We start from the raw sequence: 20,252 nt of genomic DNA, 5'->3' as shown, positions 1-20,252 counted from the left end.
GGCTCCAATACGCTCCATGCCGGTATCGAATTTCAAATGAGTTTTGACGCGCCTGCCCGAAGTTCGAGAGAAGTCTTCCGCGGCGGAAAGCAAAGCAATGGAAGAGCCAGTCAGCGTCAGATCGTATTCGGCAAACAAGGGAAGTTGTTCCGCAAACGCCCCGCCCGCGACCAGAATCGGCTTTTTGATTCCCAACGCGCGAAGGTGGATTCCCTCCTCCGCGATCGCAACGCCGAAATAATCCACAAAGGGTTCGATGAACGGCGCGACGCCATCCACACCGTGCCCATAGGCGTTGGCTTTCACCATCGGCATCACCTTTGCGGGGGCAACCCGCGCGCGGATCGCTTCGATGTTCTTTTTCAGTTGAGTGAGATTTACTTCAAGGAAGGTAGGTCGCATGATTCGATTTACGATTTACGATTTACGATTTACGATTGGCGATTTACGATTGGCGATTTACGATTGGCGGATTGCGCCAGTGATATTCAACATCAGGCTCGCTTTCGGGCGGCGGGCTTGTTCCAAACTTCTCGGCGATAAACCCGTGTTTTTCGTAAAACGCGCGGGCATTCCGATTGACCTGCAACGTGTAAAGCCAAAGATGCGCAGGCGAGATCTTTCGCGCATGTTCGAGCAACGCTTCGCCAATTCCCTGCCGCCAAAAATCAGGGCGGACGTATAACTGGTCGATAAACTCGTTTTCCATTGCCATAAACGCCGCAATACGACCGTCCGTCACAGCAACCCAAACTTTGTTCGTAGCCAGTATTCGATTTTGAAAATAATCGCGGTCTTCGAAGAAGAAATGACCTTTCTCGCGCTGAAGATCGGGCAACGATTTTTCACGAGAAACACGCCACAAGATCGTCACCGAATCAAAATCAGCGTCGATGTATTCACGGATCGTCAAATTCTCAATCATTCGATACACCTTGCCTGCTAAAAATGAATTGAGCCAAATGGCTGGCACCGCCCATTTGGCTCAACATCAAACCGAACGAGATGGCTTAGTAATCGCGCCGGCGCTCGCGGTTACGGTCGCCGCCGCGGAAACCGCCGGGACGTTCCTCGCGCGGACGGGCAATGTTCACGGTCATCGCGCGGCCATTGAAATCTTTGCCATGGAACATGGAGATGGCGTTCTGGGCTTCGTCAGCCGAATTCATCTCCACAAAGCCAAAGCCCTTGGAACGTCCGCTGGCGCGGTCACGGATGACCTGCGCCGACTTCACCGTGCCCGCCTGCGCGAACAGGTCCTGCAAATCCGCATCGCCTGTGTTGAACGGCAGATTACCGACATACAATTTTGCTTCCATGCTATTCTCCTGAGTGTGGGCTTCGACGGTGAAGCAACCGCCGAAGCGAGACGGAACGATAGTGCATGACGTAGTGATCACAGACACCCAGGTGCCAGGAAGCGAGTTTCCCTCTGATTGTCGGACCGCCATTTCTCATGCAACGACCTCTAAATTTTAGCACAATCTGGATTTGACGGACTACGAATTCATCGACCAAAATCTCAGCCACTTCCCGTTCTCGCGCAGGGAAAACTGGTTCGCCACCTGCAACTGGTCCAACCGTGACGAGGCGTCTCCGCCAAGCGCGTTCGCAATCCGCGCATCGCCAACTCGCCCAAAAATACGGGTGCGAAAAATGGGAATCCACGAAATGACTCTTCCATAGCGTGGCGCGGTCATAGTGAGGAAAGCCCAAACCTGGCGAGACGCCCCATGCGCGAGGAGCCAGCGCAAGTTTTGCAGGGAGTCGAAGTCGAATCCTGCCACTGCCTCGAGATCGTCGATCAGCAAAAGCACGGATTGTTTATTGCTTGTGTTCGCGCGCGCCCATGCGGCAAGTGAAAGCAACAACTCCGGCGCGCCATCTTCATGAGCCGAGAAAATCGCCACGCGATACGGCGAAATCCTCTCGTCTTCCCACTCATTAAGATGCGTCGTGATCACTCCGAACTGAACCTCTGATGGTTCATGAGTCAACGACAGCGCGCGGACAATGTTTTTCAAGAATGCGGTCTTCCCCGAACCGGCGTCGCCGGCGATGAGGATCGGTCCCACCGCGGGATCGCGCATGTTCAACAACACCGGCAAGCCGTCTGAAGCCATGCCGAGGAATAATGCTTCGCGCGGTAGAGGACCAATTTGGGCGAGAATCTGGTCGAGGGTGGGCAAAGCAGGCAGAGGCGCGGGATGAGGCGCAGCGGCTTCCGCTTTGAGTTCCATCCGCGCATCCAACAGCTGTGCGTAACGATGATTGTCGTGGGTCATGGCAAGCTCCTTTAGAACTTATGTTCTATTTTAATCGCCATGAATTTCTCGTCAAGGTTTTGAAACTTAAAGTTTGAATCAAAAAAGCGGACGCGGATTGCGCCCGCTTTTCGCATGGATCGACCTATCCAATCGCGCCCGAAACGGTTCCACTCGCAAGGGCGCCATGAGCGCGGTTAGATCTTCCCCGCCACATAATCCAGCACATCGATCTTGGTGAGGATCCCAAGCGGGCGGCTGTTATCGATGACAATGAGAGCCAGCCCAACTTTCAACGATGGCATCGCTTCTTCGAGCGACGTCTCTGAGGGAAAAACTGCGCCAGCGTGTTGCACAAGCGGATCGATCGCCTCATCCTGTGTATGCTCGTGTTTATCGAGCATGTGATTGAGCAAATCCACTTCTTCGATCAAGCCGACAAGCGTTCCATCCGCGCCGACGACAGGCATTTGTGAAATCCCATGCTGGTGCATGATGGCGACAACCTTGCGAATTGAATCGCCGATCGTGGCGGTGTACAAAACTTTGTCGGGTTTGGCAATGAGCAGATCGCCCAGCGTCGTTTCGCCGAATTCCATCGAGAGGAAACCGAACTCGCGCATCCACTTGTCGTCGTAAAATTTTGAAAGGTAACGCGAGCCCGAATCCGGGAGAAGCACAACCGGCAAACGAGCTCCTCTTAACTTACGACAATATTTGATCGCGCCAGCCAGCGCCGACCCAGACGAGCCGCCTGCAAAGATTCCTTCCTGTCTCACCAGTTGACGCGCCCACAAAAACGATTCGCGGTCGCCCGCGCGTTCGATGGCATCTACAACCGAAAGATCGAGCGCGGTTGGAAGAAAGTCCTCGCCAATCCCCTCCACTTTGTATGTTTTGGGATACGCGCCATCGGGAATCGTTCCTTTGTTTTGCCAAATCTCTGTGAGGATCGAGCCTTCGATGTCCACGCCCACGATTTGGATCTTCGGATTCTTCGACTTGAGAAAACGCCCGACACCTGTGATCGTTCCGCCGGTCCCCATGCCGATGATGACATCGGTCACACGCCCATCGGTCTGATCCCACAACTCGGGACCGGTTGTCAGTTCGTGCGTCTTTGGGTTATCGGGGTTGTGATATTGGTTGGCAAGGATCGCGTTCGGCGTTTCGCGGACGAATCGCTTTGCCACTTCATAATACGAGCGCGGATCGTCCGGCGCAACCGCTGTCGGTGTGATGACCACCTTCGCGCCATACGCGCGTAACAACAAAATTTTTTCGTTGCTCATTTTATCCGGCATGACGAAGATGGTTTTATAGCCCTTCAACGCCGCCGCAATGGCAAGACCCACGCCTGTGTTTCCCGATGTCGCCTCAACGATTGTCCCGCCCGGTTTGATCTCTCCGCGCTTTTCAGCCTGTTCGATGATGAACGCCCCAACCCGGTCTTTGACCGAACCGCCTGGGTTCATCCATTCCAATTTTGCATACAACGGAACCGGTAAATCTCTGGCTATCCTCCCTAATCGTACAAGCGGGGTGTTCCCCATCGCGCCTAGGATATTGTCATAGACTCGTTTTTCCTTTGAGACGGGTAATGCCATTCTCGCTCCTTCGTTGGGATGCTGGTATTTTACCAGTTTCGTTTAGAAACAAAATCACACTTGACAGAACATCGCCAGTAAACCATAATGGTTCCAAAATGGAACCGCGAGGCAAAAATGGTCACTGTGACAATCAAAAATATTCCAGAAGCCGTTTATGACATGATCAGAAATCAGGCAAAGACCAATCATCGCAGCATCAACGGAGAAATCCTGTCCATTCTTGAGCAGGCAATTTCCATTCCGCCGCTTGATATTCAAGAAACCTTGAAACGCGCCCGAAAGGTGCGCGAACTCACCGCCCAATACAAAATTACGGCAGATGAAATTGAAAAATTGATCAACGAGGGCAGGGAATGATCGTTGCGGACACGAACTTGATCGTGTATCTCTTTATTACGGGCGACCAAACACCTTTAGCGCAAGATGTTTTAGCAAAAGACCCTCATTGGATCGTTCCGCCTTTGTGGCAAAGCGAATTCCGAAATGTTCTTGCGGGGTACATTCGCCGGGGCATGGAATTATCTCAAGCGCAAGAAATTATGAGGGATGCTTTGTTGACATTAGAAAACCGGCAGGTGGCGCCTTCGTCTGAAAAGGTGTTTGAACTGGTTTCAAAAAGCGACTGCACCGCTTATGACTGCGAGTTCATTGCCCTAGCCCAGCAACTTAATATATTGCTCGTAACATCGGACAAGCAATTATTACAACGATTTCCAGGTTCAGCGATTGCATTAAAAGAGTTTATAAAGTAAGCACATATCTCTAATAGACCTTTTTCAAAGGTGGAAATGTTTGCTCCGAAAGCGGATGTTCTCTAACGTCCGCGTGCACGTCACTCGGATTTAATAGAATTTTGAGAAACAACTCAAACCGATCTAATGACTGGGGAAATCCATCTTCACCTATGAGGCGCAGCTGTGAAATGAACATTGCTAATTAGAGTTTCGCTTTGCGCAATGCAATTTTCGCTATCCACATAACCCGGATAAATAATAAACATCAACCCTTGCGACAGTTGATCGTTTCCTGCAGAAGTGGCATCGAACTGCTCATAAAGAATATAGAAGATAAGATCAGGATCACCTGATAACCGAGAGTAATATTGAAAATCACCTAAAACTTTGGATTCGACGATATACCTAGAATATGGGTCAGATAGCGTTTTAGGCATCGTCACAACGCAATCAGGAACAGATCGATTCACAAACTCCCAAGAATGGGAAACCCCATTATGCCACGACAGAAAATCCCAAACAGTGTTCTCAAAATCAATTGAATAATCGGGAAATTCTTGAACCGCCCAATGGAAACGATCTATGTCTATTGATTCGAGTTGCGAAACAGACGCACTAGATAAATCGGATGGAACAGGATAACGAGGGTCTTGATTGAGGAAAATCCACGCTTGATCCATTGTCAATCCTACAGTCATTTCCAGCGGCGTGATTGACATTTCAGTAACGATTGTGGTTTTCAACTCCGGGCTTGCCCATTGACTAATTTTATCCAGGTAGGTGAGCACTGCATTTACTTGAGCATCAGTAATTTTTACATCATCACCATTTCCGTTTACAAGGGCATTGAGATTTGGAGTCCATAAATTTAACAAGGACAATGAATCAAGCAGCAGCGGAGACCGATGTGCAAATAAGATATCCGTGATCTCTCTGCCATGTTGATCGAATAAGTCTATATAGTGATGTCCCTTTGGCGACTGACCAAGGAGTTCAAAACGAACCCGCCAGAACAAAACAATATCGAAATTGCGAGCGATTGCTTTTGCGATCATTTCCGGGTTAGACAAGACGCCAATGCACATTAAAAGCCCTAGTGAGAGGATGGTCACTATTTTTGGAAACCTGCGTCGATTAGTGTTTTTCATCTTCGCTCCTTCAAATATAGGTGACTTTGTTCAATCTTTGACACATCACCAAAGTAAACGAATGTTCAGTTGGAAAAGTTCCTAAATTTCAACCTGGTCTTCATGCTTAAGTTCATGCCTAAGTTCTTGCTTAAGCTCAATCAATACAACGGCAAACTCCCATCCACCTCCCTCGCCCAGGCGTTGATGCCGCCTTTGAGGTTCTTCGCCTTCTTGAACCCGGCGCTTGCCAGCAACTCCAGCGCGCGGGCGGAGCGTGAGCCGCCCTTGCAAAAAACGACCATCTCGTCGGCAGAGTCCAATTCGGTGAGCCTGCCCGCCAGTTCGCCCAGCGGAATGTTGATCGCGTTCGGCAGTGCGGAAATTTCCAACTCGTGCGGTTCGCGGACATCGAGCAGTTTGAGGTGATTCGTCTTCAATCGTTCAGAAAGCTCGGGGGCGGTGATATCCAAACCGGCGCCAGCAGACCCTTCGTCGTGGTCGTGACTCGGGACACCGCAAAATTCTTCGTAATCGATCAACTCTTTGATGTCGGCGTTCGGTCCGCACACGCGGCAGTTTGGATTCTTCTTCAACTTCACAAAGTCAAACGACATGTCGAGCGCGTTATACAGCAGAAGTTTTCCGATCAACGGCTCGCCGATGCCGAGTAAAAGTTTCAACGCTTCTGTGGCTTGCAGTGTGCCGATCGTTCCGGGCAACACGCCTAGAACTCCGCCTTCCGCGCACGAAGGGACGAGTCCCGGCGGGGGCGGCTCGGGGAAGAGACACCGGTAGCACGGTCCCTCTTTGGCGTAGAAGACGCTCACCTGCCCGTCGAAGCGATAGATCGAGGCGTAGACGTTCGGTTTGCCGAGGAAGACCGCCACGTCGTTGGTGAGGTAGCGCGTAGGGAAGTTGTCGGTGCCATCGAGAATCAAGTCGAAGTCGCGGGCGATTCGAAGCGCGTTCTCGGAGGTGTACGGCTCGTTGAACACATCCACTTGAATGTCGGGATTCAAATCCAGTAATTTTTCTTTGGCGCTTTCCACTTTCAACTTTCCAATCGTAGACGTGCCGTGAATCACCTGCCGTTGCAGGTTCGACGAATCAACCACATCGTAATCCACGAGCCCGATACGACCGACGCCCGCCGCGGCGAGATACAACGCGACAGGCGAGCCAAGTCCGCCTGTGCCGATGATCAGCACGGAGGAATTTTTCAATTTACGCTGACCCTCGAGCGCAACTTCGGGAATCAACAAGTGGCGCGAGTAACGCAGGATTTCATCGCGAGAAAGTTCTTGGGTCATAAAATCTCTTTTCATTCGGAGCGCAGACTTCGGTCCGCACCATTATTTTCTTGCGGACTCAAGTCCGCATTCCGTTTCTTCAACCGCCCGCAATGGACGGGATCAACATCAACCTCTCCCCATCTTTGATCGGCGTTTCGACGCCTTGCAAATCTTTGATATTGTTCTCGCCGATAAAAATATTGACGAATGGACGCAGTTCGCCGCCCTCATTGAACAAATGCGGCTTGATGTTCGGAAATTGCTTGGTCAGGTCGTTCAACGCTTCGGATATGTTCGCGCCGTTCACGTTGACTTCATTCTTGCCGTTCGTGTACGGGCGCAAGGGGGTTGGGATTCTCAAAATGGTCATAAGGTATATTTTCTCGTTTCTTTTTACCACAAAGGACACGAAGTACACAAAGGGGAAAGGCGGTTTCGCCTTAAGGTTTTAAACCTTAGTGACCGTAGTGTCCTTTGTGGTTAAGGAGTTCTAGATAAACAATTGTACATCCGCATCGGCGGCATATTCGAGGAAAGTCGCCGCCCCGCCGATCTCTGCCTGCGGGATGAAATCTTCCCTGCTGAAGCCGAACACATCCATCGTCATCTGGCAACCGATCAAGCGAACGCCCAAGTCAATGGAGACCTCGCGCAGTTCCTCAATGGTAGCGACGCCTTTATTCTTGAACGTCTTCTTCATTAGATTGGTCGCCACGCCTTCAAAGCCCGGCACATTTGCCATGAGCAAATTCGGCATCGCCCAATTAATATTTTGGAACGCTTCGGGACCGAAGGGCATTTTCATCGGCATGGCGGGGTTACCCAACGGCGAGACCGCCGCAGTGAGTTCAGGCTTGAGCAACGTGAGTCCATAAAACGTGAAGAACACGCCCACTTCCCAGCCCATCGCGCCAGCCGCGCTCGCAAGGATGAACGGAGGGTATGCCCAGTCCAGCGTCCCTTTGCTGGAAATTAACGCGAGCCTCTTCGGCGCGTTCGGGTTTGATTTAGACATAGTAAATTCTCCAAAACTTTCCAACACGAAGGATACAAAGTACACAAAGAGAAAATCTACAGAAAGGCGATTCGCTCGTCACTCATCCAACCTTAGTGACCTTCGGGTCCTTTGTGGTAAGAAAATTATTTCTTCCTTAAAAAGAATACAAACTTGCCGCCTTCGACGGTCGAAAGCAACAACTCATTACCAGTTTGCCGACTCCACGCTTCGATGTCAGGCGGCGAACCCGCGTCGGTGGAGACCATCTTCAAAATTTGACCGGGCTGTAATTCCTTCATCGCCTTCGTCGTATTCACGATCGGCATCGGACACAACAGATCACTGCAATCCAACAGCCGATCTTCTTTGATCACTTCAAACGCTTCCATTATTTTTTCTCCTGTTCGTTTTCAAAAATATAAATTTCTTCTTCGTCATACTTCGAGCGATCTTCCGTCAATCTCCACGAGCGATGGCTGACCGCCTTGCCATCGTCCACGCGCGTGATGATGTACGAGAAGAACGGTTGCGCCCACTCACGGTCATATTCGGATGGGACGTTGGGGCAATCGGGATGCGAGTGGAAGACGCCGATCAGACTCAGGGTGAGGCTGTCTGCCCTCACCTCAGCCTTCATGTACTCCTCAGCCGTGATCAAAAAGCGATTGTGCCGCGCTCCGTCTTCGCGCGCGTTGGGCAATGTGAGAATCTCTTTCACTTCGCCTTCCTCGCCCAGCAAGAATCCCGCGCCTTCATCGGGATATGCCGCTTCCAAATGCGCGTTGATGCGAACGAGTAGGTCATTCGAAATCTTCAACATATTGCCTCACCCTCTCCCCGCTTCGACTTCGCTGTCGCGCCGCTCAGCGCGGAATTGCGTTGACTCCCATAAATTTTTGTCGCTCAAGTATTTATCGCCCGAATCGGGGAAGACCGTGACGACAACACCTTCATCCAATCGTTCAGCGACTCGCAATGCCGCAACCGCCGCCGCCCCAGACGAGATGCCGACAAACAGACCTTCCTCCCGCGCCAGCCGCGCGACCATTTCACGCGCGTCTTCGGTTTTGATTTCAAGAGTCTCATCGGCAAATGTTTCATCGTAAATCCCCGGCTTGATCGCCGACGGCATATGCTTGAGTCCTTCCAATCCATGAAACGCGGCATCAGGCTGAAATGCGATAATTTTCACATCGGGCAATTGCTCGCGCAAATATTTGCCTGTGCCCATCAACGTCCCTGATGTGCCGAGCCCGACGACCAGATGCGTGATCTCGCCGTTCGTCTGGGCAAGGATTTCGGGTCCCGTTGACTTGTAGTGCGCCTGCCAGTTGGCGGGATTAATGTATTGATTCGCATACCAAAACAGGCTCGGATTTTCGATTGCCAACTTCCGCGCTTCAACAATTGCGCCGTCTGAACCTTCGCTAGGATCGGTGAGGATCAGCTCCGCGCCGAGCGCGCGCAAGATGGCGAGTCGTTCGGGGCTGGCGCTGGCAGGGATGGTCAATGTGACGGGAATCCCAAGCGCCGCGCCGAAGGTTGCGTACGAGATGCCCATGTTGCCCGACGTTGAATCGAGCAATCGCTTTCCGTTTCCGAGGTCGCCATCCGCAAGCGCGGACTGAATGATGTTGAGCGCGGGTCTATCTTTGACGGAGCCGCTCGGGTTGAACCATTCGCCCTTAGCAAAAACTCTCACCGCCTGAGGCAAGCCTCCACTGAGGCGGCGAAGCGGGATGAGAGGCGTATCCCCAACAAGCGACGTGATGTCTCCCGTCGAATCCGAATCGGTCTGAGGAATTTTGTAATCGAGTAGAGTCATTGCATCCTTAAATCAAAAGCAGTCAACAGACAAAATAAAAGAACGGCGAACAAACGCCTCGCGGAATGAAGCACGCGGGAGTCGTCCACCGTTCTGAGTAAGTCGTTGACTGCGGTCTGTGTCTCAGGCGGTGGTTACGAGCCCCGCCGTAGACACAAGCAATAGTTAAGTGTTTTCATAGTTTGGCAATCAGATGCTCGCTATTTTACAGTTCTTACCGAGATTGTCAAGTTAAATTTGTACAGCGTTCGTGAAGACTTGTCAGACAAATATCGCTTTCGTTCGTTTTTACCGCGAAGCGCGCTAAGTCCGCCAAGAAAAGCAAGAAGTTCTTCGCGCTCTTTGCAGTTCATTTTACGTGTGTCCAACACAAAAGACACACTAAATTCTATGTCATTCTGAGCCGCGCTCTTGCTCTTTGCGGCGAAGAATCTCCACGACCGTCTCAGAGACCCTTCGCTAACGCTCAGGGTGACATGATGGTGATGTGTTTGACTTTGGACACTTCGATCATTTTTACTGTTGCATTTGCATCAAGAAATCTCTATAATGAATTCAACCAACGGAGGCAGATATGGCTCAATACAAAGTGATCGCAGGGACATTCCACGTGAAGGGATTTTCGCCCGACGGCGATTCGATCCGCTTTCAGGCGAAGGATCAAAGCCACTGGGAGTTTTTTACATGGAAAGGGGAAGCCGCCGCAAAAAAGGATGACAAACGCAAACAACTCCGCGTGGAGTCGATTGACGCGCTGGAGACTCATTACGAGGGCTATCACCAGCCACGCACGTTCGCGCTCGCCGCGCTCGAGTCACTCCTGGAGATGATCGGCATCAAAAATGTGATCTACAGTTTGAGTCAGACAAAAATCGTGGATGCAGACGATGGTAAATCTGGTTTCATCGCCTCCGCGTCCATTGACCCGTTCGGGCGACCCGTGAGTTATCTCTTCCCCAAGTCAGCCAACCTGACAGACGGCGCGATCATGGACTCAAACAGTTTGCCTATCGAAGATTCGCTCAACTTTGAACTCGCGCGCGAGGGACTGGTCTACCCCACGTTTTACATCGGCACAGATCGCGCCTTCGCCGAAAAGATTCGCGCCGTGGTGGCACGCGCGCGCAAGACCAAGCGCGGCATCTGGTCTATTGACCGCACTTCGGATTTCACTCTGTACGACATCCGCACTTTGCAGGAAGATATTTTGATCCTGCCCAAGTTGTTCCGCAGGCTCGTGAAATTCTTCGACAACAACTCCGATTTTGGGATGTTGAGCGATTACATGAAACGGCAAAAGGACAAACTCGAACTCTGGGATGGGACAAAGAAAGATTCGCTCGCAGACTTGATGAAGATCAGCGGACGGCGAATCCAGTTGAAGACGCCGCCTGAGGATATTCTGTTCAACCCGAAGTAGAACGTAAACAAGTACACAAGCAGACACGTAAACAAAATCCCCTGAAACAATTGCTTCAGGGGATTCTAATCTCTAATCTCCAGCCTCTAATCTCTGGTCTACTCCTCCTTCTTCCCCTCCATTTCCTTCTTATGCGCTTCGATGATCGCACCCGCCACATGGGTCGGGACAACATCGTAATGATCGAGTTCCATCGTGAAGTAACCGCGCCCGCCTGTGATCGAGCGGAGTTGCGTGGTGTAGCGCGTCATCTCCGCCATTGGGACGTGCGCCACGATGACCGTGTTGCCGCGTTCCGAATCGGTGCCTTGGACGCGCCCACGGCGGGTGTTGAGGTCGCTCATCACATCGCCCATGTTTGCATCAGGGATGGTGACGCGGACATTCATGATCGGCTCGAACAACACGGGACCCGCATCCTGCACGGCGAGTTTGAACGCTTCGCGTCCCGCGATCTCGAACGCGACAGGTTTTGAATCCACTTCATGTTCTTTGCCGTCGAACACGATGACCTTTACATTGCTCATCGGGTAGCCTGCGAACGCGCCGCGCTCCATCGTGGCTTTGATTCCCTTTTCGATGGGCGGCAAATAGGACTTGGAAAGATTCATCCCCACGAGTTCATCGTCGAATTCAAAATCGGCGGAGGGCAGAGGCTCGATGCGCAGATGCACTTCGCCAAACTGGCCCGCGCCGCCTGTCTGTTTTTTGTGGCGATATTGCGCGGATGCTTTGCGCGTGATTCCTTCTCGATATGGAATCTTCGGTTGATGCGTTCCCAGCCCCACTTGGAATTTCGTCTGCGCGCGGTTGATCGCCACGTCAATGTGCTGATCGCCCATGCCTTGCAACACGGTTTCGTGAGTGATGGGATCATTCTGCCAGGTCAACGTCAAATCTTCTTCACACAACTTGGTGAGCGTTGGCGAGATCTTCGCGGCGTCGGCTTGCGTCTTGGGAGTCACTGCCACGCGATACAACGCGGCGGGGAAATGCGGCTTGGCAACCATGAGCGGATGTCCCTTGTCGCAGAACGTGTCGCCTGTCGCGGTGACGCTCAACTTTGAGACGGCGGCGATGTCTCCCGCGTGGACAACCTTCGCAGGGATGACTTCTTTGCCGCGCTGAAAATGCAAGCCCGACATGCGTTCGTCCGCGCCTTTGTTTTGATTCCACACATGCGCGTCGGCTTGGATCGAACCTTGCAACACGCGGAAGTACGTCATCTTGCCGACGAACGGGTCAGCAGTCGTCTTCCACACATACGCGGCGAGCGGTTCAGAATCAGACGGTTTCAATTCTTCCTCGCCATCCTTCCCTTGCGCAACTCGTTTCGGTCCCTGCGCGGGAGGCGGCATCAGGTCAATGATGTCGTTGAGCAGGGCAATCGTTCCGATCTCCCGCGCGCCTGCCGCGCAGAAGACCGGGACAAAACTTCCAGCGTAGACAACATCTTCAAGTCCGCGAACCATCTCTTCGTCCGAGAGAGAACCGTTCTCGAGATATTTTTCCATCAGTTCGTCCTCACCCTCCGCCGCGTCTTCCACCATCGCAAAGTGCGCCGCATCTGCCGCTTCTTTTAATTCAGCGGGGATGTCAGCCGTTGTTTTGCCGTCACCCATGTATGCTTTCATGCCGATGACATCCACCACGCCTTTGAAATTTTGCTTCTCACCAATGGGAATGTGCACTTGCACCACGCGCTTGCCATGCACTTCTATAAATTCTTTGATGGCGTCGTATGTCTTTTGAAAGTCCGCGTTATCGCGATCCATCTTGTTGATCACAAAAAAGCGCGGCAGGTTGAACTCATCGCAATAACGCCACGCTAACTCGGTGCCGACCTCGATGCCGGCAACCGCGTCCACGACAATGATCGCGCCATCGGCAACACTCAACGCGGAAATTGCTTCGCCCACGAAATCGGTGTAGCCCGGCGCGTCGATGATATTGATCTTGTGATCGCGATGTTCGATTGGGATAACGCTGGAATAAATTGAAATTTTTCGACGATGTTCCTCATCGTCATAATCGGAGACTGTCGCGCCGTCTTCCACTTTTCCAAGCCGTGTGGTCCCCCCCGTTACATGCAAAAACGATTCCGCCAACATGGTTTTCCCCGCGCCGCCATGCGACACCAGCGCAACGTTACGTAAAAACTCAGTGGTATACTCTTTCATCGAAAAGCCCTTCCTATGCAGATGGGATGTGATGCAAGTCGCATGATTGTAAACAAACTCAATTGAATTGTCAAAGCAGGATGAAGTGCATCGCATCTCTCGCCGCCTCTGCCTGTTCACGCTTCGATCAACATTTTCTCCCCCTCGTCCTTTTTCTCCTCTTTGAACCGCGAAATTCGCTTTTCCTTACCAGTCTTATGTAGGTCACGCTTTTAGTGACTTCTACTCGATACAACTTTATCAACCGCAAAGCACGCGAAGTTCGCCAAGAAAACCTATAACTTTTGCGCTCTTCGCGTTCTTAGCGGTAAGAAAACATGAAACCCGAACTCCGCATCTTCCACGATTCCGAACGACTCAGCCGACATGCCGCGAATCTGTTCGTTGAGCAAAGTCATCGCGCCCTCCTCGAACAGACTCGTTTCCTCGTCGCATTAAACGGAGGCAATTCACCAACACGCCTCTTTCAACTTCTCGCCTCCGACTATCGCGATCAAGTTGAATGGAGCAAGGTTCATGTCTTTTGGGGCGATGAGCGCTGTGTCCCGCCCGACGATGCGGGGAGCAACTTTCGTCAAGCGGATGAACTTTTGTTGAGCAAGGTGGCGATCCCTGAATCAAATATCCATCGCGTGTTGGGCGAACTCGACCCAGCCTCTGCTTCGAAAAAATATGCTGGAACATTGAAAACATTCGCCGATTCAAATTTAGATTTTCCGCGCTTCGATCTCATCTACCTCGGCATGGGCGAAGATGGGCACACCGCGTCGTTGTTTCCCAACTCGCTTGTGCAAGTGGATGAGCCTGTGATTGCAGTCACTGCGAAGTATCAAGACCGCCCCGCCAACCGCGTGACGCTGACTCAACTCGTCTTCAACCAAGCGCGGATGATCGTCTTCATGGCGACAGGCGAGAAGAAGGCTGAAGCGTTGGCGCATGTGTTGAGCGAAAGATATAATCCCGAGGTATATCCCGCGCAACGCATTGACCCGAAAGATGGTCAATTGATTTGGTTAGTGGACGAATCCGCGGCGAGCAAGTTGCCGAGGAAGTTAAAGGGATTGAAGATTTGTGAAGGTTGATATAAAAGACCTCACAGGTCTTTAAGACCTGTGAGGTCTGAAAAGAGGAGAAAAAATGGAACTCGCAATGATCGGACTTGGGAAGATGGGGTTGAATATGACGACACGTCTCATCGGAGGAGGGCATCGCGTGGTGGGATATGACCGCACAGCCGCGAATGTCGAAGAGGCGAAAAAAGTCGGTGCGGACGGCGCAAGTTCATTGAAAGAAGCAGTAGGGAAATTGAAAGCCCCGCGTGTAGTGTGGACGATGATTCCCGCTGGGAAACCAACGGACGATACGATTCAAGAATTGTCGGAACTACTTTCAAAGGGCGATGTCGTCATTGACGGCGGAAACTCCAATTACAAAGATTCGATCCGTCACGCGGAGTTGCTCGAAGCGAAGGGAATCGAATTCATTGACAGCGGCACAAGCGGCGGGGTGTGGGGCTTGAAGGAGGGATACAGCCTGATGGTTGGAGGCAAGCCCGAAGTCGTGGAAAAGATGCGTCCTATTTTCGAGACGTTGGCTCCCGCCGCCGATCAAGGCTGGGGACGAGTCGGTCCGCATGGCGCGGGTCATTTCGTCAAAATGGTTCACAATGGAATCGAATACGGCATGATGCAGGCATACGCGGAAGGGTTCAGCGTAATGAAAGCGAAAGAGGAGTTTGGCTTGGACCTCGCGCAGATCTCGCACATCTGGCAATACGGAAGCGTTGTCCGCTCGTGGCTGCTCGACCTCGCCGCGCGCGCATTGGACGAGGACGCGAGCCTTTCAGAGATCAAACCGTGGGTGGCTGATTCGGGCGAGGGGCGCTGGACGGTGTTCGAATCAATTGACCTCAATGTGCCTGCGCCCGTGCTGACTCTCGCGCTGCAAATGCGACTCGCCAGCCGCGATGAAGAGAACTACACCGCGCGTATGTTGTCCGCGTTGCGCAATCAATTCGGCGGGCATGCAATTAAGAAAGCAGAGTGATCTGCCACAGAGTCGCTGAGACACAGAGAAAAAATAATTTCTCCGCGACTCTGTGTCTCTGTGGCAAAACGAGGATTCAATGGCAAACGGACTCCCCACTTCCATCATCATCTTCGGCGCGTCGGGCGACCTCACCCAGCGCAAACTCATCCCGTCGCTGTTCAACGTCTGCCGCAAGGGACGGCTGCCCAAACAATTCCGCATCATCGGCTACGGCGGAACTGCGTTCACCGACGAAGCATTTCGCGCGCATCTTGAAGAGGGCGTCAAAAAGTTCGCTTCGTTCGAGTTCAAGCCTGAACAGTGGGCAGATTTCGCGCCGCATCTTTTTTACCTGCAAGGCAATTACGACACACTCGACGACTTCGAAAAACTTAGTGAAGCCACCACCAAATGGGAGGGCGACGCGGGAAATCGCATTTACTACATGGCAACGCCGCCGGGGATTTTCCCACACATCATTGACCTGTTGGGCATCACCGAACAGTTGACAGAAAACGGCGGTTGGCGGCGCGTCGTCATCGAGAAACCGTTCGGCATAGACCTCGACTCGGCGCGGAAACTCAATGAGCAAATTCACAAAACCTTGAACGAGAATCAGATCTATCGCATTGACCACTACCTCGGCAAAGAGACCGTGCAAAATATTTTGGTCACGCGCTTTGCCAACACCATCTTCGAGCCGTTGTGGAACCGCAACTACATTGACCATGTCGAGATCACCGTCGCGGAGAAAGTCGGCGTGGAACATCGCGGACGTTTCTACGACGGCGTCGGCGTGATGCGCGACATGTTCCAGAATCATCTTTTGCAAATACTCTCGCTCGTTGCGATGGAGCCGCCCTCGTCGTTCGAGGCGAACGCGCTGAGAAACGAAAAAGTTAAAGTCTTGTGTTCGATCCGCCCGATGAACTCGGAGGCGGTCGCGCAGAATGCCGTCCGCGCGCAATACAAGGGATTCTTGAAAGAGGACGGCGTCAACCCCGATTCCAAAACTCCCACGTTTGCCGCGCTCAAACTACAAGTGGACAACTGGCGCTGGCAGGGAGTCCCGTTCTATTTGAGGTCGGGGAAAGCGTTGAAAGAAAAGGTGAGTCAGATCACGGTCCAGTTTAAAGAACCGCCACACATGTTGTTCAACGCGTCCGATGGCGGTCTCAACCCGAACATGCTCGTCCTCTTTCTGCAACCCGATGAAGGCGTGCATTGGCGATTTGAGGCGAAAGTCCCCGATACAATTTCAGAGACGCGCCCAGTAGACATGGAATTCCACTACGCGGACTCGTTCGGCAAGGCGGCAATCCCCGAAGCCTACGAACGCCTCTTACTCGACACGATCACTGGTGACGCCTCTTTATTCACGCGCGCCGACGAAGTAGAAACCGCCTGGGGACTCATTGACCCGATCCTCGAAGCGTGGAAGTCCACAAGTCAACCCCTCGCCGCATACGATGTCGGCTCGTGGGGTCCCGCCAAAGCGGACGCGTTGCTGGCGCGGGATGGAAGGATTTGGTCTATGTTAGATGGGAGGAAGGAGTAGCGAAAAAACTCGGAGATTTTCAAAATCTCCGAGTTTTGATTTTACCCGCCGTTTGACAGTTTGATTTTTGGACGCCAAGCTAAGGGTCGATAAATTAATAACTTCCCCTATGTTTGTTCGCTCGCAGTTGCACTACGAGCGGGATGCACGAATTGCCAAGCAAATCGAACTGCATCCTCACCAGGGAATTTATATTTTTACGAACCCTAATATCTCCCTCTAGCCAAAACATTCTCCGGATTCGCCAACTCGCTCTCCCGCGCCGGGAATACCTGCACGGCGCACGCTTTGAATTCGGGAATCTTTGCCTGCGGATCGAGCGCGTCATTCGTCAGCAGGTTCGCGGCGGCTTCGTGGAAATGCCAGGGAATAAACACCACGCCCACTGTGGTCTTTTCGGTGACGGTGGCGCGGGCGACCACCTCGCCGCGGCGCGAGGTGACGCGCACAGGCATGTTATTCGCAATGCCATGCATCTCCGCGTCTGCAGGATGGATTTCGACTCGCGCCTCCGGGTACACCTCGTCGATCGCCGAATGGCGCGTCATTGTGCCGCCGTGCCAATGCTCGAGCAGGCGACCAGTGGTGAGGATGAACGGATATTCGTCATCCACAGGTTCCTTTACCGGCACATAATCCACGCCGATGAATTTACCCTTGCCGCGCGGGAAGGTTTCCTTGAACAGCGTCGGGGTGCCGGGGTGGTCGAGCGTCGGCACGGGATAGATCAAGCCGACTTTCTCGATGCGTTCGTAGGTAATGCCGGCATAATCTTTGCTCAAGGAGGCAACCTCGCGCAGGATCTCCTCGGGGTGGGAATATGCCCAATGGCTTGTAGCAACCCCCAGTCGAGATTCGAGGCGAAGCGCCAAGTCGCAGAGAATTTTCCAATCAGGGCGCGAATCTCCGCGCGGAGGTTGAGCCGTACGCACGCGTTGCACGCGACGGTCTGTGTTGGAGAATGTTCCATCTTTTTCGGCGAACGGAGTCGCAGGCAGGAAGACGTCGGCAAACGCGCCGGACTCGTTGATGAAAATATCCTGCGAGACGAGGAATTCCAACTCTTGCATGTGTCTGCGCGTCTCGTTGAGATTCGGCTCAGACATCATCGGGTTCTCGCCCATGATGAAGAGCGCGCGCACGCCGCCTTCATGCGCGTGACTTAAAATCTCGGTGGTGGTGAGCCCAAGCTTGCGCGAAAGCCCATTGGGTTCGATATTCCATAATTTTTCCCATTTCGCCGCGAGTTCCTCATTATCCACGCGCTGATAGCCGGGATAAAAGAACGGCATCGCCCCCATATCGCTCGCGCCTTGCACATTGTTTTGCCCGCGCAACGGATTCAACCCCGTTCCATCGCGCCCGATATGCCCTGTGAGCAACGCAAGGTTCACAAGCCCAAGCGCCGATGCCGTGCCGTGTGAAAGTTGCGAAATACCCATGCCCCAATAGATTGCGGCATTGTTTGCTGTGGCGTATAAACGCGCCGCTTTGCGAATATCCTCGGCGGGCACACCGGAGATTGCCTCCGCAAATTCAGGCGTGAACTTTTCGAGCGACTCGACGAATTCGTTGTACCCTTCGGCGCGATTGGCAATGAACTCTGCGTTAATGAGATTCTCTTTGACGATCACATGCGCCATCGCGGAAAAAACAGGAACGTTTGTGCCGGGCTTGAGCGGGAGCCATAACTCTGCGAAATCCACCAGGTCGATGCGGCGCGGGTCGATAACGATCATCTTTGCGCCGTTTTTCCTGACCGCTTCTTTCATTTGCAGGGCGATGATCGGATGATTCTCGCCCGTGTTCGAGCCGGTGACGATGAACACGTCGTTCAACGCCACCTGTGAGGCTGTGTTGCTCATCGCCGACGTTCCCAGCGCCTGAAGCAGGGCAACCACGCTCCCCGCATGACATAGGCGCGTGCAATGGTCCACATTATTCGTGCGGAACAACGCCCTCCACATTTTTTGCAGGAGATAATTATCTTCGTTGGTGGCTTTGGCGCAACAATAAACCGCCATCGCGTCCGAGCCGTCGCGTTTGTAGATGCGCGCGAGGTGATCGGCAGTGATGTTTAATGCCGTTTCCCAGTCTGTGACGACCCAATCCCAAAGATTGGAGATTTGCGAATCAGTGATTGGCGCGCCGTCGACGCTGACTGCAAAGACTTGTTCGCGCCCTGCGGGTTTCGGCTTGCCTTCGAGCAGGTATCTTCGCACAAGAGGCGTCGTCACACGCTTGGGATGATAGATAAAGTCGTAGCCGAAGCGTCCCTTCACGCACAAATTTCCCTGATTGACAGGCGAATCGAACGGCGAGGTGACTTTGTAAATAAAGTCGTCTTTGATGTGCAACTGCAAATTGCATCCCACGCCGCAGTAGGGGCAGGTGGTGGTGGTCATGCGGTCGGGTTTGATCATAGTCTCTCCAATCGCGTCAAAGGTCTACCGTCGCAAGTCGGATGACTTGCGACTCTCAACTTTTGACCTTTCTCTTTTTTCTTCCCGTATTCAACACGCTGATCTCGCTCGGGCTCATCCCCTGTTGCAACAAATACTCGCGCTTCGGCTTCAACGCGCCCGTCGGGCACACCGCCACGCATTGACCGCACAACACGCATGTTGTTTCAGGGATGGTTTTATCGAAGAAGGTGCCGATCTGCGTTTCAAACCCGCGCCCCTCAAAGTTGATGGCGTATGTGTATTGCGCGTCCTCCGCGCAGACTTGCACGCAACGCCAGCATAACAGGCACTTCGAGTAATCGCGGATGTACATCGGGTTGTCGTCTTTGACGCCCGACTCGCGGCGCTCGGCATCGGGGAAGCGATTCGCCTCCGCGCCATACGTCTTCAGCATTCCTTGGATTTCGTCCGCTTCAGACAAGTCCATCGTAGAGTCGAGCATCTCCAGAATCGTCTTGCGCGCGCGGACGACCTTCTCGCTTCGCGTGCGGACCTTCATCCCCTCCCCCGCCTGAACAACGCACGCCGGCTGAAGCGTCCTTTGCCCCTCCACCTCCACAACACACATTCGGCATAACCCATTTGCCGTCGTGGCGTCGTGATAACAGATCGTCGGCACATCCGCCCCGATTTCGCGGGCAATGTCTAACAGGGTTTTCCCTTGTTCGGCGGTGACTTCCTGGTTGTCAATCGTTAATTTGATTTCCATAGATACTCCGTTTGAAAGGCGAAAGTCGGCAAGTTGAAAA

Annotated in this window: 21 protein-coding genes; 6 read left to right on the top strand and 15 right to left on the bottom strand. The window is 52.7% G+C overall.

The genetic code is table 11. From position 1 onward, the window contains the following. The 5 genes from AC16KF_RS03565 to AC16KF_RS03545 form a co-directional block, all read right to left on the bottom strand. A partial coding sequence (locus tag AC16KF_RS03565; RefSeq protein ID WP_484035919.1) for an alanine racemase occupies positions 1–402 on the bottom strand: 402 nt, incomplete at its 3' end. 43 nt (positions 403–445) lie between these two features. Further along, positions 446–925 carry an N-acetyltransferase family protein gene (locus AC16KF_RS03560; RefSeq protein ID WP_484035918.1) on the bottom strand — a complete coding sequence of 160 codons (480 nt, stop codon included), beginning with the start codon at positions 923–925 and terminating at the stop codon, positions 446–448. An 85-nt stretch (positions 926–1,010) separates the two neighbouring features. Next, positions 1,011–1,319 carry an RNA recognition motif domain-containing protein gene (locus AC16KF_RS03555; protein WP_484035917.1) on the bottom strand — a complete coding sequence of 103 codons (309 nt, stop codon included), beginning with the start codon at positions 1,317–1,319 and terminating at the stop codon, positions 1,011–1,013. Positions 1,320–1,499: 180 nt separating this feature from the next. Continuing rightward, positions 1,500–2,285, bottom strand: coding sequence for an FtsK/SpoIIIE domain-containing protein (locus tag AC16KF_RS03550; RefSeq protein WP_484035916.1), 786 nt, complete (start codon positions 2,283–2,285; stop codon positions 1,500–1,502). Positions 2,286–2,461: 176 nt separating this feature from the next. Continuing rightward, a complete protein-coding gene (locus tag AC16KF_RS03545) occupies positions 2,462–3,871 on the bottom strand; it encodes a pyridoxal-phosphate dependent enzyme (RefSeq protein WP_484035915.1) in 1,410 nt (469 codons plus the stop codon). 87 nt (positions 3,872–3,958) lie between these two features. Here AC16KF_RS03545 and AC16KF_RS03540 point away from each other — a divergent pair, with 87 nt between their 5' ends. Together AC16KF_RS03540 and AC16KF_RS03535 are read left to right on the top strand one after the other, a co-directional pair. After that, on the top strand, positions 3,959–4,231 hold the full coding sequence (locus AC16KF_RS03540; RefSeq protein ID WP_484035914.1) for a FitA-like ribbon-helix-helix domain-containing protein: 273 nt from the start codon (positions 3,959–3,961) through the stop codon (positions 4,229–4,231). Then, entirely contained in the window at positions 4,228–4,626 is a 399-nt protein-coding gene (locus tag AC16KF_RS03535; RefSeq protein ID WP_484035913.1) for a type II toxin-antitoxin system VapC family toxin, read from the top strand. The genes AC16KF_RS03540 and AC16KF_RS03535 overlap by 4 nt, the downstream gene beginning before the upstream one ends. A 146-nt stretch (positions 4,627–4,772) precedes the next feature. On the opposite strand, the gene AC16KF_RS03530 is transcribed toward AC16KF_RS03535, so the two are convergent. From AC16KF_RS03530 to AC16KF_RS03500, 7 genes are all read right to left on the bottom strand, one after another. Beyond that, complete coding sequence (locus AC16KF_RS03530) at positions 4,773–5,756, bottom strand: hypothetical protein (protein ID WP_484035912.1); 984 nt, start codon at positions 5,754–5,756, stop codon at positions 4,773–4,775. Positions 5,757–5,896: 140 nt separating this feature from the next. Further along, a complete protein-coding gene (gene moeB / locus AC16KF_RS03525) occupies positions 5,897–7,048 on the bottom strand; it encodes a molybdopterin-synthase adenylyltransferase MoeB (protein WP_484035911.1) in 1,152 nt (383 codons plus the stop codon). Between the two features lie 79 nt (positions 7,049–7,127). Continuing rightward, positions 7,128–7,400 (bottom strand): MoaD/ThiS family protein, encoded by a 273-nt coding sequence (locus AC16KF_RS03520; protein WP_484035910.1) that lies wholly within the window; start codon positions 7,398–7,400, stop codon positions 7,128–7,130. 120 nt (positions 7,401–7,520) lie between these two features. Next, entirely contained in the window at positions 7,521–8,045 is a 525-nt protein-coding gene (locus AC16KF_RS03515; RefSeq protein WP_484035909.1) for a DsrE/DsrF/DrsH-like family protein, read from the bottom strand. A 125-nt stretch (positions 8,046–8,170) separates the two neighbouring features. Next, positions 8,171–8,416 (bottom strand): sulfurtransferase TusA family protein, encoded by a 246-nt coding sequence (locus tag AC16KF_RS03510; RefSeq protein WP_484035908.1) that lies wholly within the window; start codon positions 8,414–8,416, stop codon positions 8,171–8,173. Continuing rightward, a complete protein-coding gene (locus AC16KF_RS03505) occupies positions 8,416–8,847 on the bottom strand; it encodes a M67 family metallopeptidase (protein ID WP_484035907.1) in 432 nt (143 codons plus the stop codon). Before AC16KF_RS03505 ends, AC16KF_RS03510 begins: the two co-directional genes overlap by 1 nt. 6 nt (positions 8,848–8,853) lie before the next feature. Beyond that, the gene (locus tag AC16KF_RS03500) at positions 8,854–9,852 is read right to left on the bottom strand and encodes a PLP-dependent cysteine synthase family protein (protein WP_484035906.1); all 999 of its coding nucleotides are present in this window, start codon (positions 9,850–9,852) and stop codon (positions 8,854–8,856) included. Between the two features lie 574 nt (positions 9,853–10,426). On the opposite strand from AC16KF_RS03500, the gene AC16KF_RS03495 reads away from it, so the two are divergent. Further along, entirely contained in the window at positions 10,427–11,272 is an 846-nt protein-coding gene (locus tag AC16KF_RS03495) for a thermonuclease family protein (RefSeq protein WP_484035905.1), read from the top strand. A gap of 98 nt (positions 11,273–11,370) precedes the next feature. Here the strand turns inward: AC16KF_RS03495 and fusA are convergent, their stop codons facing one another. After that, entirely contained in the window at positions 11,371–13,452 is a 2,082-nt protein-coding gene (fusA, locus tag AC16KF_RS03490) for an elongation factor G (RefSeq protein WP_484035904.1), read from the bottom strand. Positions 13,453–13,769: 317 nt separating this feature from the next. Between fusA and pgl the strand changes: the two genes are divergently transcribed. The 3 genes from pgl (at position 13,770) to zwf (ending at position 17,038) form a co-directional block, all read left to right on the top strand. Further along, positions 13,770–14,534 carry a 6-phosphogluconolactonase gene (pgl, locus tag AC16KF_RS03485; RefSeq protein WP_484035903.1) on the top strand — a complete coding sequence of 255 codons (765 nt, stop codon included), beginning with the start codon at positions 13,770–13,772 and terminating at the stop codon, positions 14,532–14,534. A gap of 55 nt (positions 14,535–14,589) precedes the next feature. Then, positions 14,590–15,498, top strand: a complete 909-nt coding sequence (gene gnd / locus AC16KF_RS03480) for a phosphogluconate dehydrogenase (NAD(+)-dependent, decarboxylating) (RefSeq protein WP_484035902.1) — start codon at positions 14,590–14,592, stop codon at positions 15,496–15,498. A gap of 79 nt (positions 15,499–15,577) precedes the next feature. After that, positions 15,578–17,038 carry a glucose-6-phosphate dehydrogenase gene (gene zwf / locus AC16KF_RS03475; protein WP_484035901.1) on the top strand — a complete coding sequence of 487 codons (1,461 nt, stop codon included), beginning with the start codon at positions 15,578–15,580 and terminating at the stop codon, positions 17,036–17,038. 206 nt (positions 17,039–17,244) lie between these two features. On the opposite strand, the gene fdhF is transcribed toward zwf, so the two are convergent. Then, the gene (fdhF, locus tag AC16KF_RS03470) at positions 17,245–19,461 is read right to left on the bottom strand and encodes a formate dehydrogenase subunit alpha (protein ID WP_484035900.1); all 2,217 of its coding nucleotides are present in this window, start codon (positions 19,459–19,461) and stop codon (positions 17,245–17,247) included. Between the two features lie 55 nt (positions 19,462–19,516). After that, the gene (locus AC16KF_RS03465; RefSeq protein ID WP_484035899.1) at positions 19,517–20,212 is read right to left on the bottom strand and encodes a 2Fe-2S iron-sulfur cluster-binding protein; all 696 of its coding nucleotides are present in this window, start codon (positions 20,210–20,212) and stop codon (positions 19,517–19,519) included. Positions 20,213–20,252 lie beyond the last annotated feature (40 nt).

Source organism: Candidatus Defluviilinea gracilis (genome assembly GCF_057138825.1).
This window is presented reverse-complemented; position numbering and strand designations above follow the sequence as displayed.

What these genes read in the sequence shown, in the direction of transcription:
- AC16KF_RS03530 (WP_484035912.1), bottom strand. Translation starts at nt 5,756, where the DNA reads ATGAAAAACACTAATCGACGCAGGTTTCCAAAAATAGTGACCATCCTC.
- AC16KF_RS03520 (WP_484035910.1), bottom strand. Translation starts at nt 7,400, where the DNA reads ATGACCATTTTGAGAATCCCAACCCCCTTGCGCCCGTACACGAACGGC.
- AC16KF_RS03500 (WP_484035906.1), bottom strand. Translation starts at nt 9,852, where the DNA reads ATGACTCTACTCGATTACAAAATTCCTCAGACCGATTCGGATTCGACG.
- AC16KF_RS03495 (WP_484035905.1), top strand. Translation starts at nt 10,427, where the DNA reads ATGGCTCAATACAAAGTGATCGCAGGGACATTCCACGTGAAGGGATTT.
- AC16KF_RS03540 (WP_484035914.1), top strand. Translation starts at nt 3,959, where the DNA reads ATGGTTCCAAAATGGAACCGCGAGGCAAAAATGGTCACTGTGACAATC.
- fdhF (WP_484035900.1), bottom strand. Translation starts at nt 19,461, where the DNA reads ATGATCAAACCCGACCGCATGACCACCACCACCTGCCCCTACTGCGGC.
- AC16KF_RS03550 (WP_484035916.1), bottom strand. Translation starts at nt 2,285, where the DNA reads ATGACCCACGACAATCATCGTTACGCACAGCTGTTGGATGCGCGGATG.
- AC16KF_RS03555 (WP_484035917.1), bottom strand. Translation starts at nt 1,319, where the DNA reads ATGGAAGCAAAATTGTATGTCGGTAATCTGCCGTTCAACACAGGCGAT.
- zwf (WP_484035901.1), top strand. Translation starts at nt 15,578, where the DNA reads ATGGCAAACGGACTCCCCACTTCCATCATCATCTTCGGCGCGTCGGGC.
- AC16KF_RS03465 (WP_484035899.1), bottom strand. Translation starts at nt 20,212, where the DNA reads ATGGAAATCAAATTAACGATTGACAACCAGGAAGTCACCGCCGAACAA.
- AC16KF_RS03510 (WP_484035908.1), bottom strand. Translation starts at nt 8,416, where the DNA reads ATGGAAGCGTTTGAAGTGATCAAAGAAGATCGGCTGTTGGATTGCAGT.
- AC16KF_RS03515 (WP_484035909.1), bottom strand. Translation starts at nt 8,045, where the DNA reads ATGTCTAAATCAAACCCGAACGCGCCGAAGAGGCTCGCGTTAATTTCC.
- pgl (WP_484035903.1), top strand. Translation starts at nt 13,770, where the DNA reads ATGAAACCCGAACTCCGCATCTTCCACGATTCCGAACGACTCAGCCGA.
- AC16KF_RS03560 (WP_484035918.1), bottom strand. Translation starts at nt 925, where the DNA reads ATGATTGAGAATTTGACGATCCGTGAATACATCGACGCTGATTTTGAT.
- AC16KF_RS03505 (WP_484035907.1), bottom strand. Translation starts at nt 8,847, where the DNA reads ATGTTGAAGATTTCGAATGACCTACTCGTTCGCATCAACGCGCATTTG.
- AC16KF_RS03545 (WP_484035915.1), bottom strand. Translation starts at nt 3,871, where the DNA reads ATGGCATTACCCGTCTCAAAGGAAAAACGAGTCTATGACAATATCCTA.
- moeB (WP_484035911.1), bottom strand. Translation starts at nt 7,048, where the DNA reads ATGACCCAAGAACTTTCTCGCGATGAAATCCTGCGTTACTCGCGCCAC.
- AC16KF_RS03535 (WP_484035913.1), top strand. Translation starts at nt 4,228, where the DNA reads ATGATCGTTGCGGACACGAACTTGATCGTGTATCTCTTTATTACGGGC.
- gnd (WP_484035902.1), top strand. Translation starts at nt 14,590, where the DNA reads ATGGAACTCGCAATGATCGGACTTGGGAAGATGGGGTTGAATATGACG.
- fusA (WP_484035904.1), bottom strand. Translation starts at nt 13,452, where the DNA reads ATGAAAGAGTATACCACTGAGTTTTTACGTAACGTTGCGCTGGTGTCG.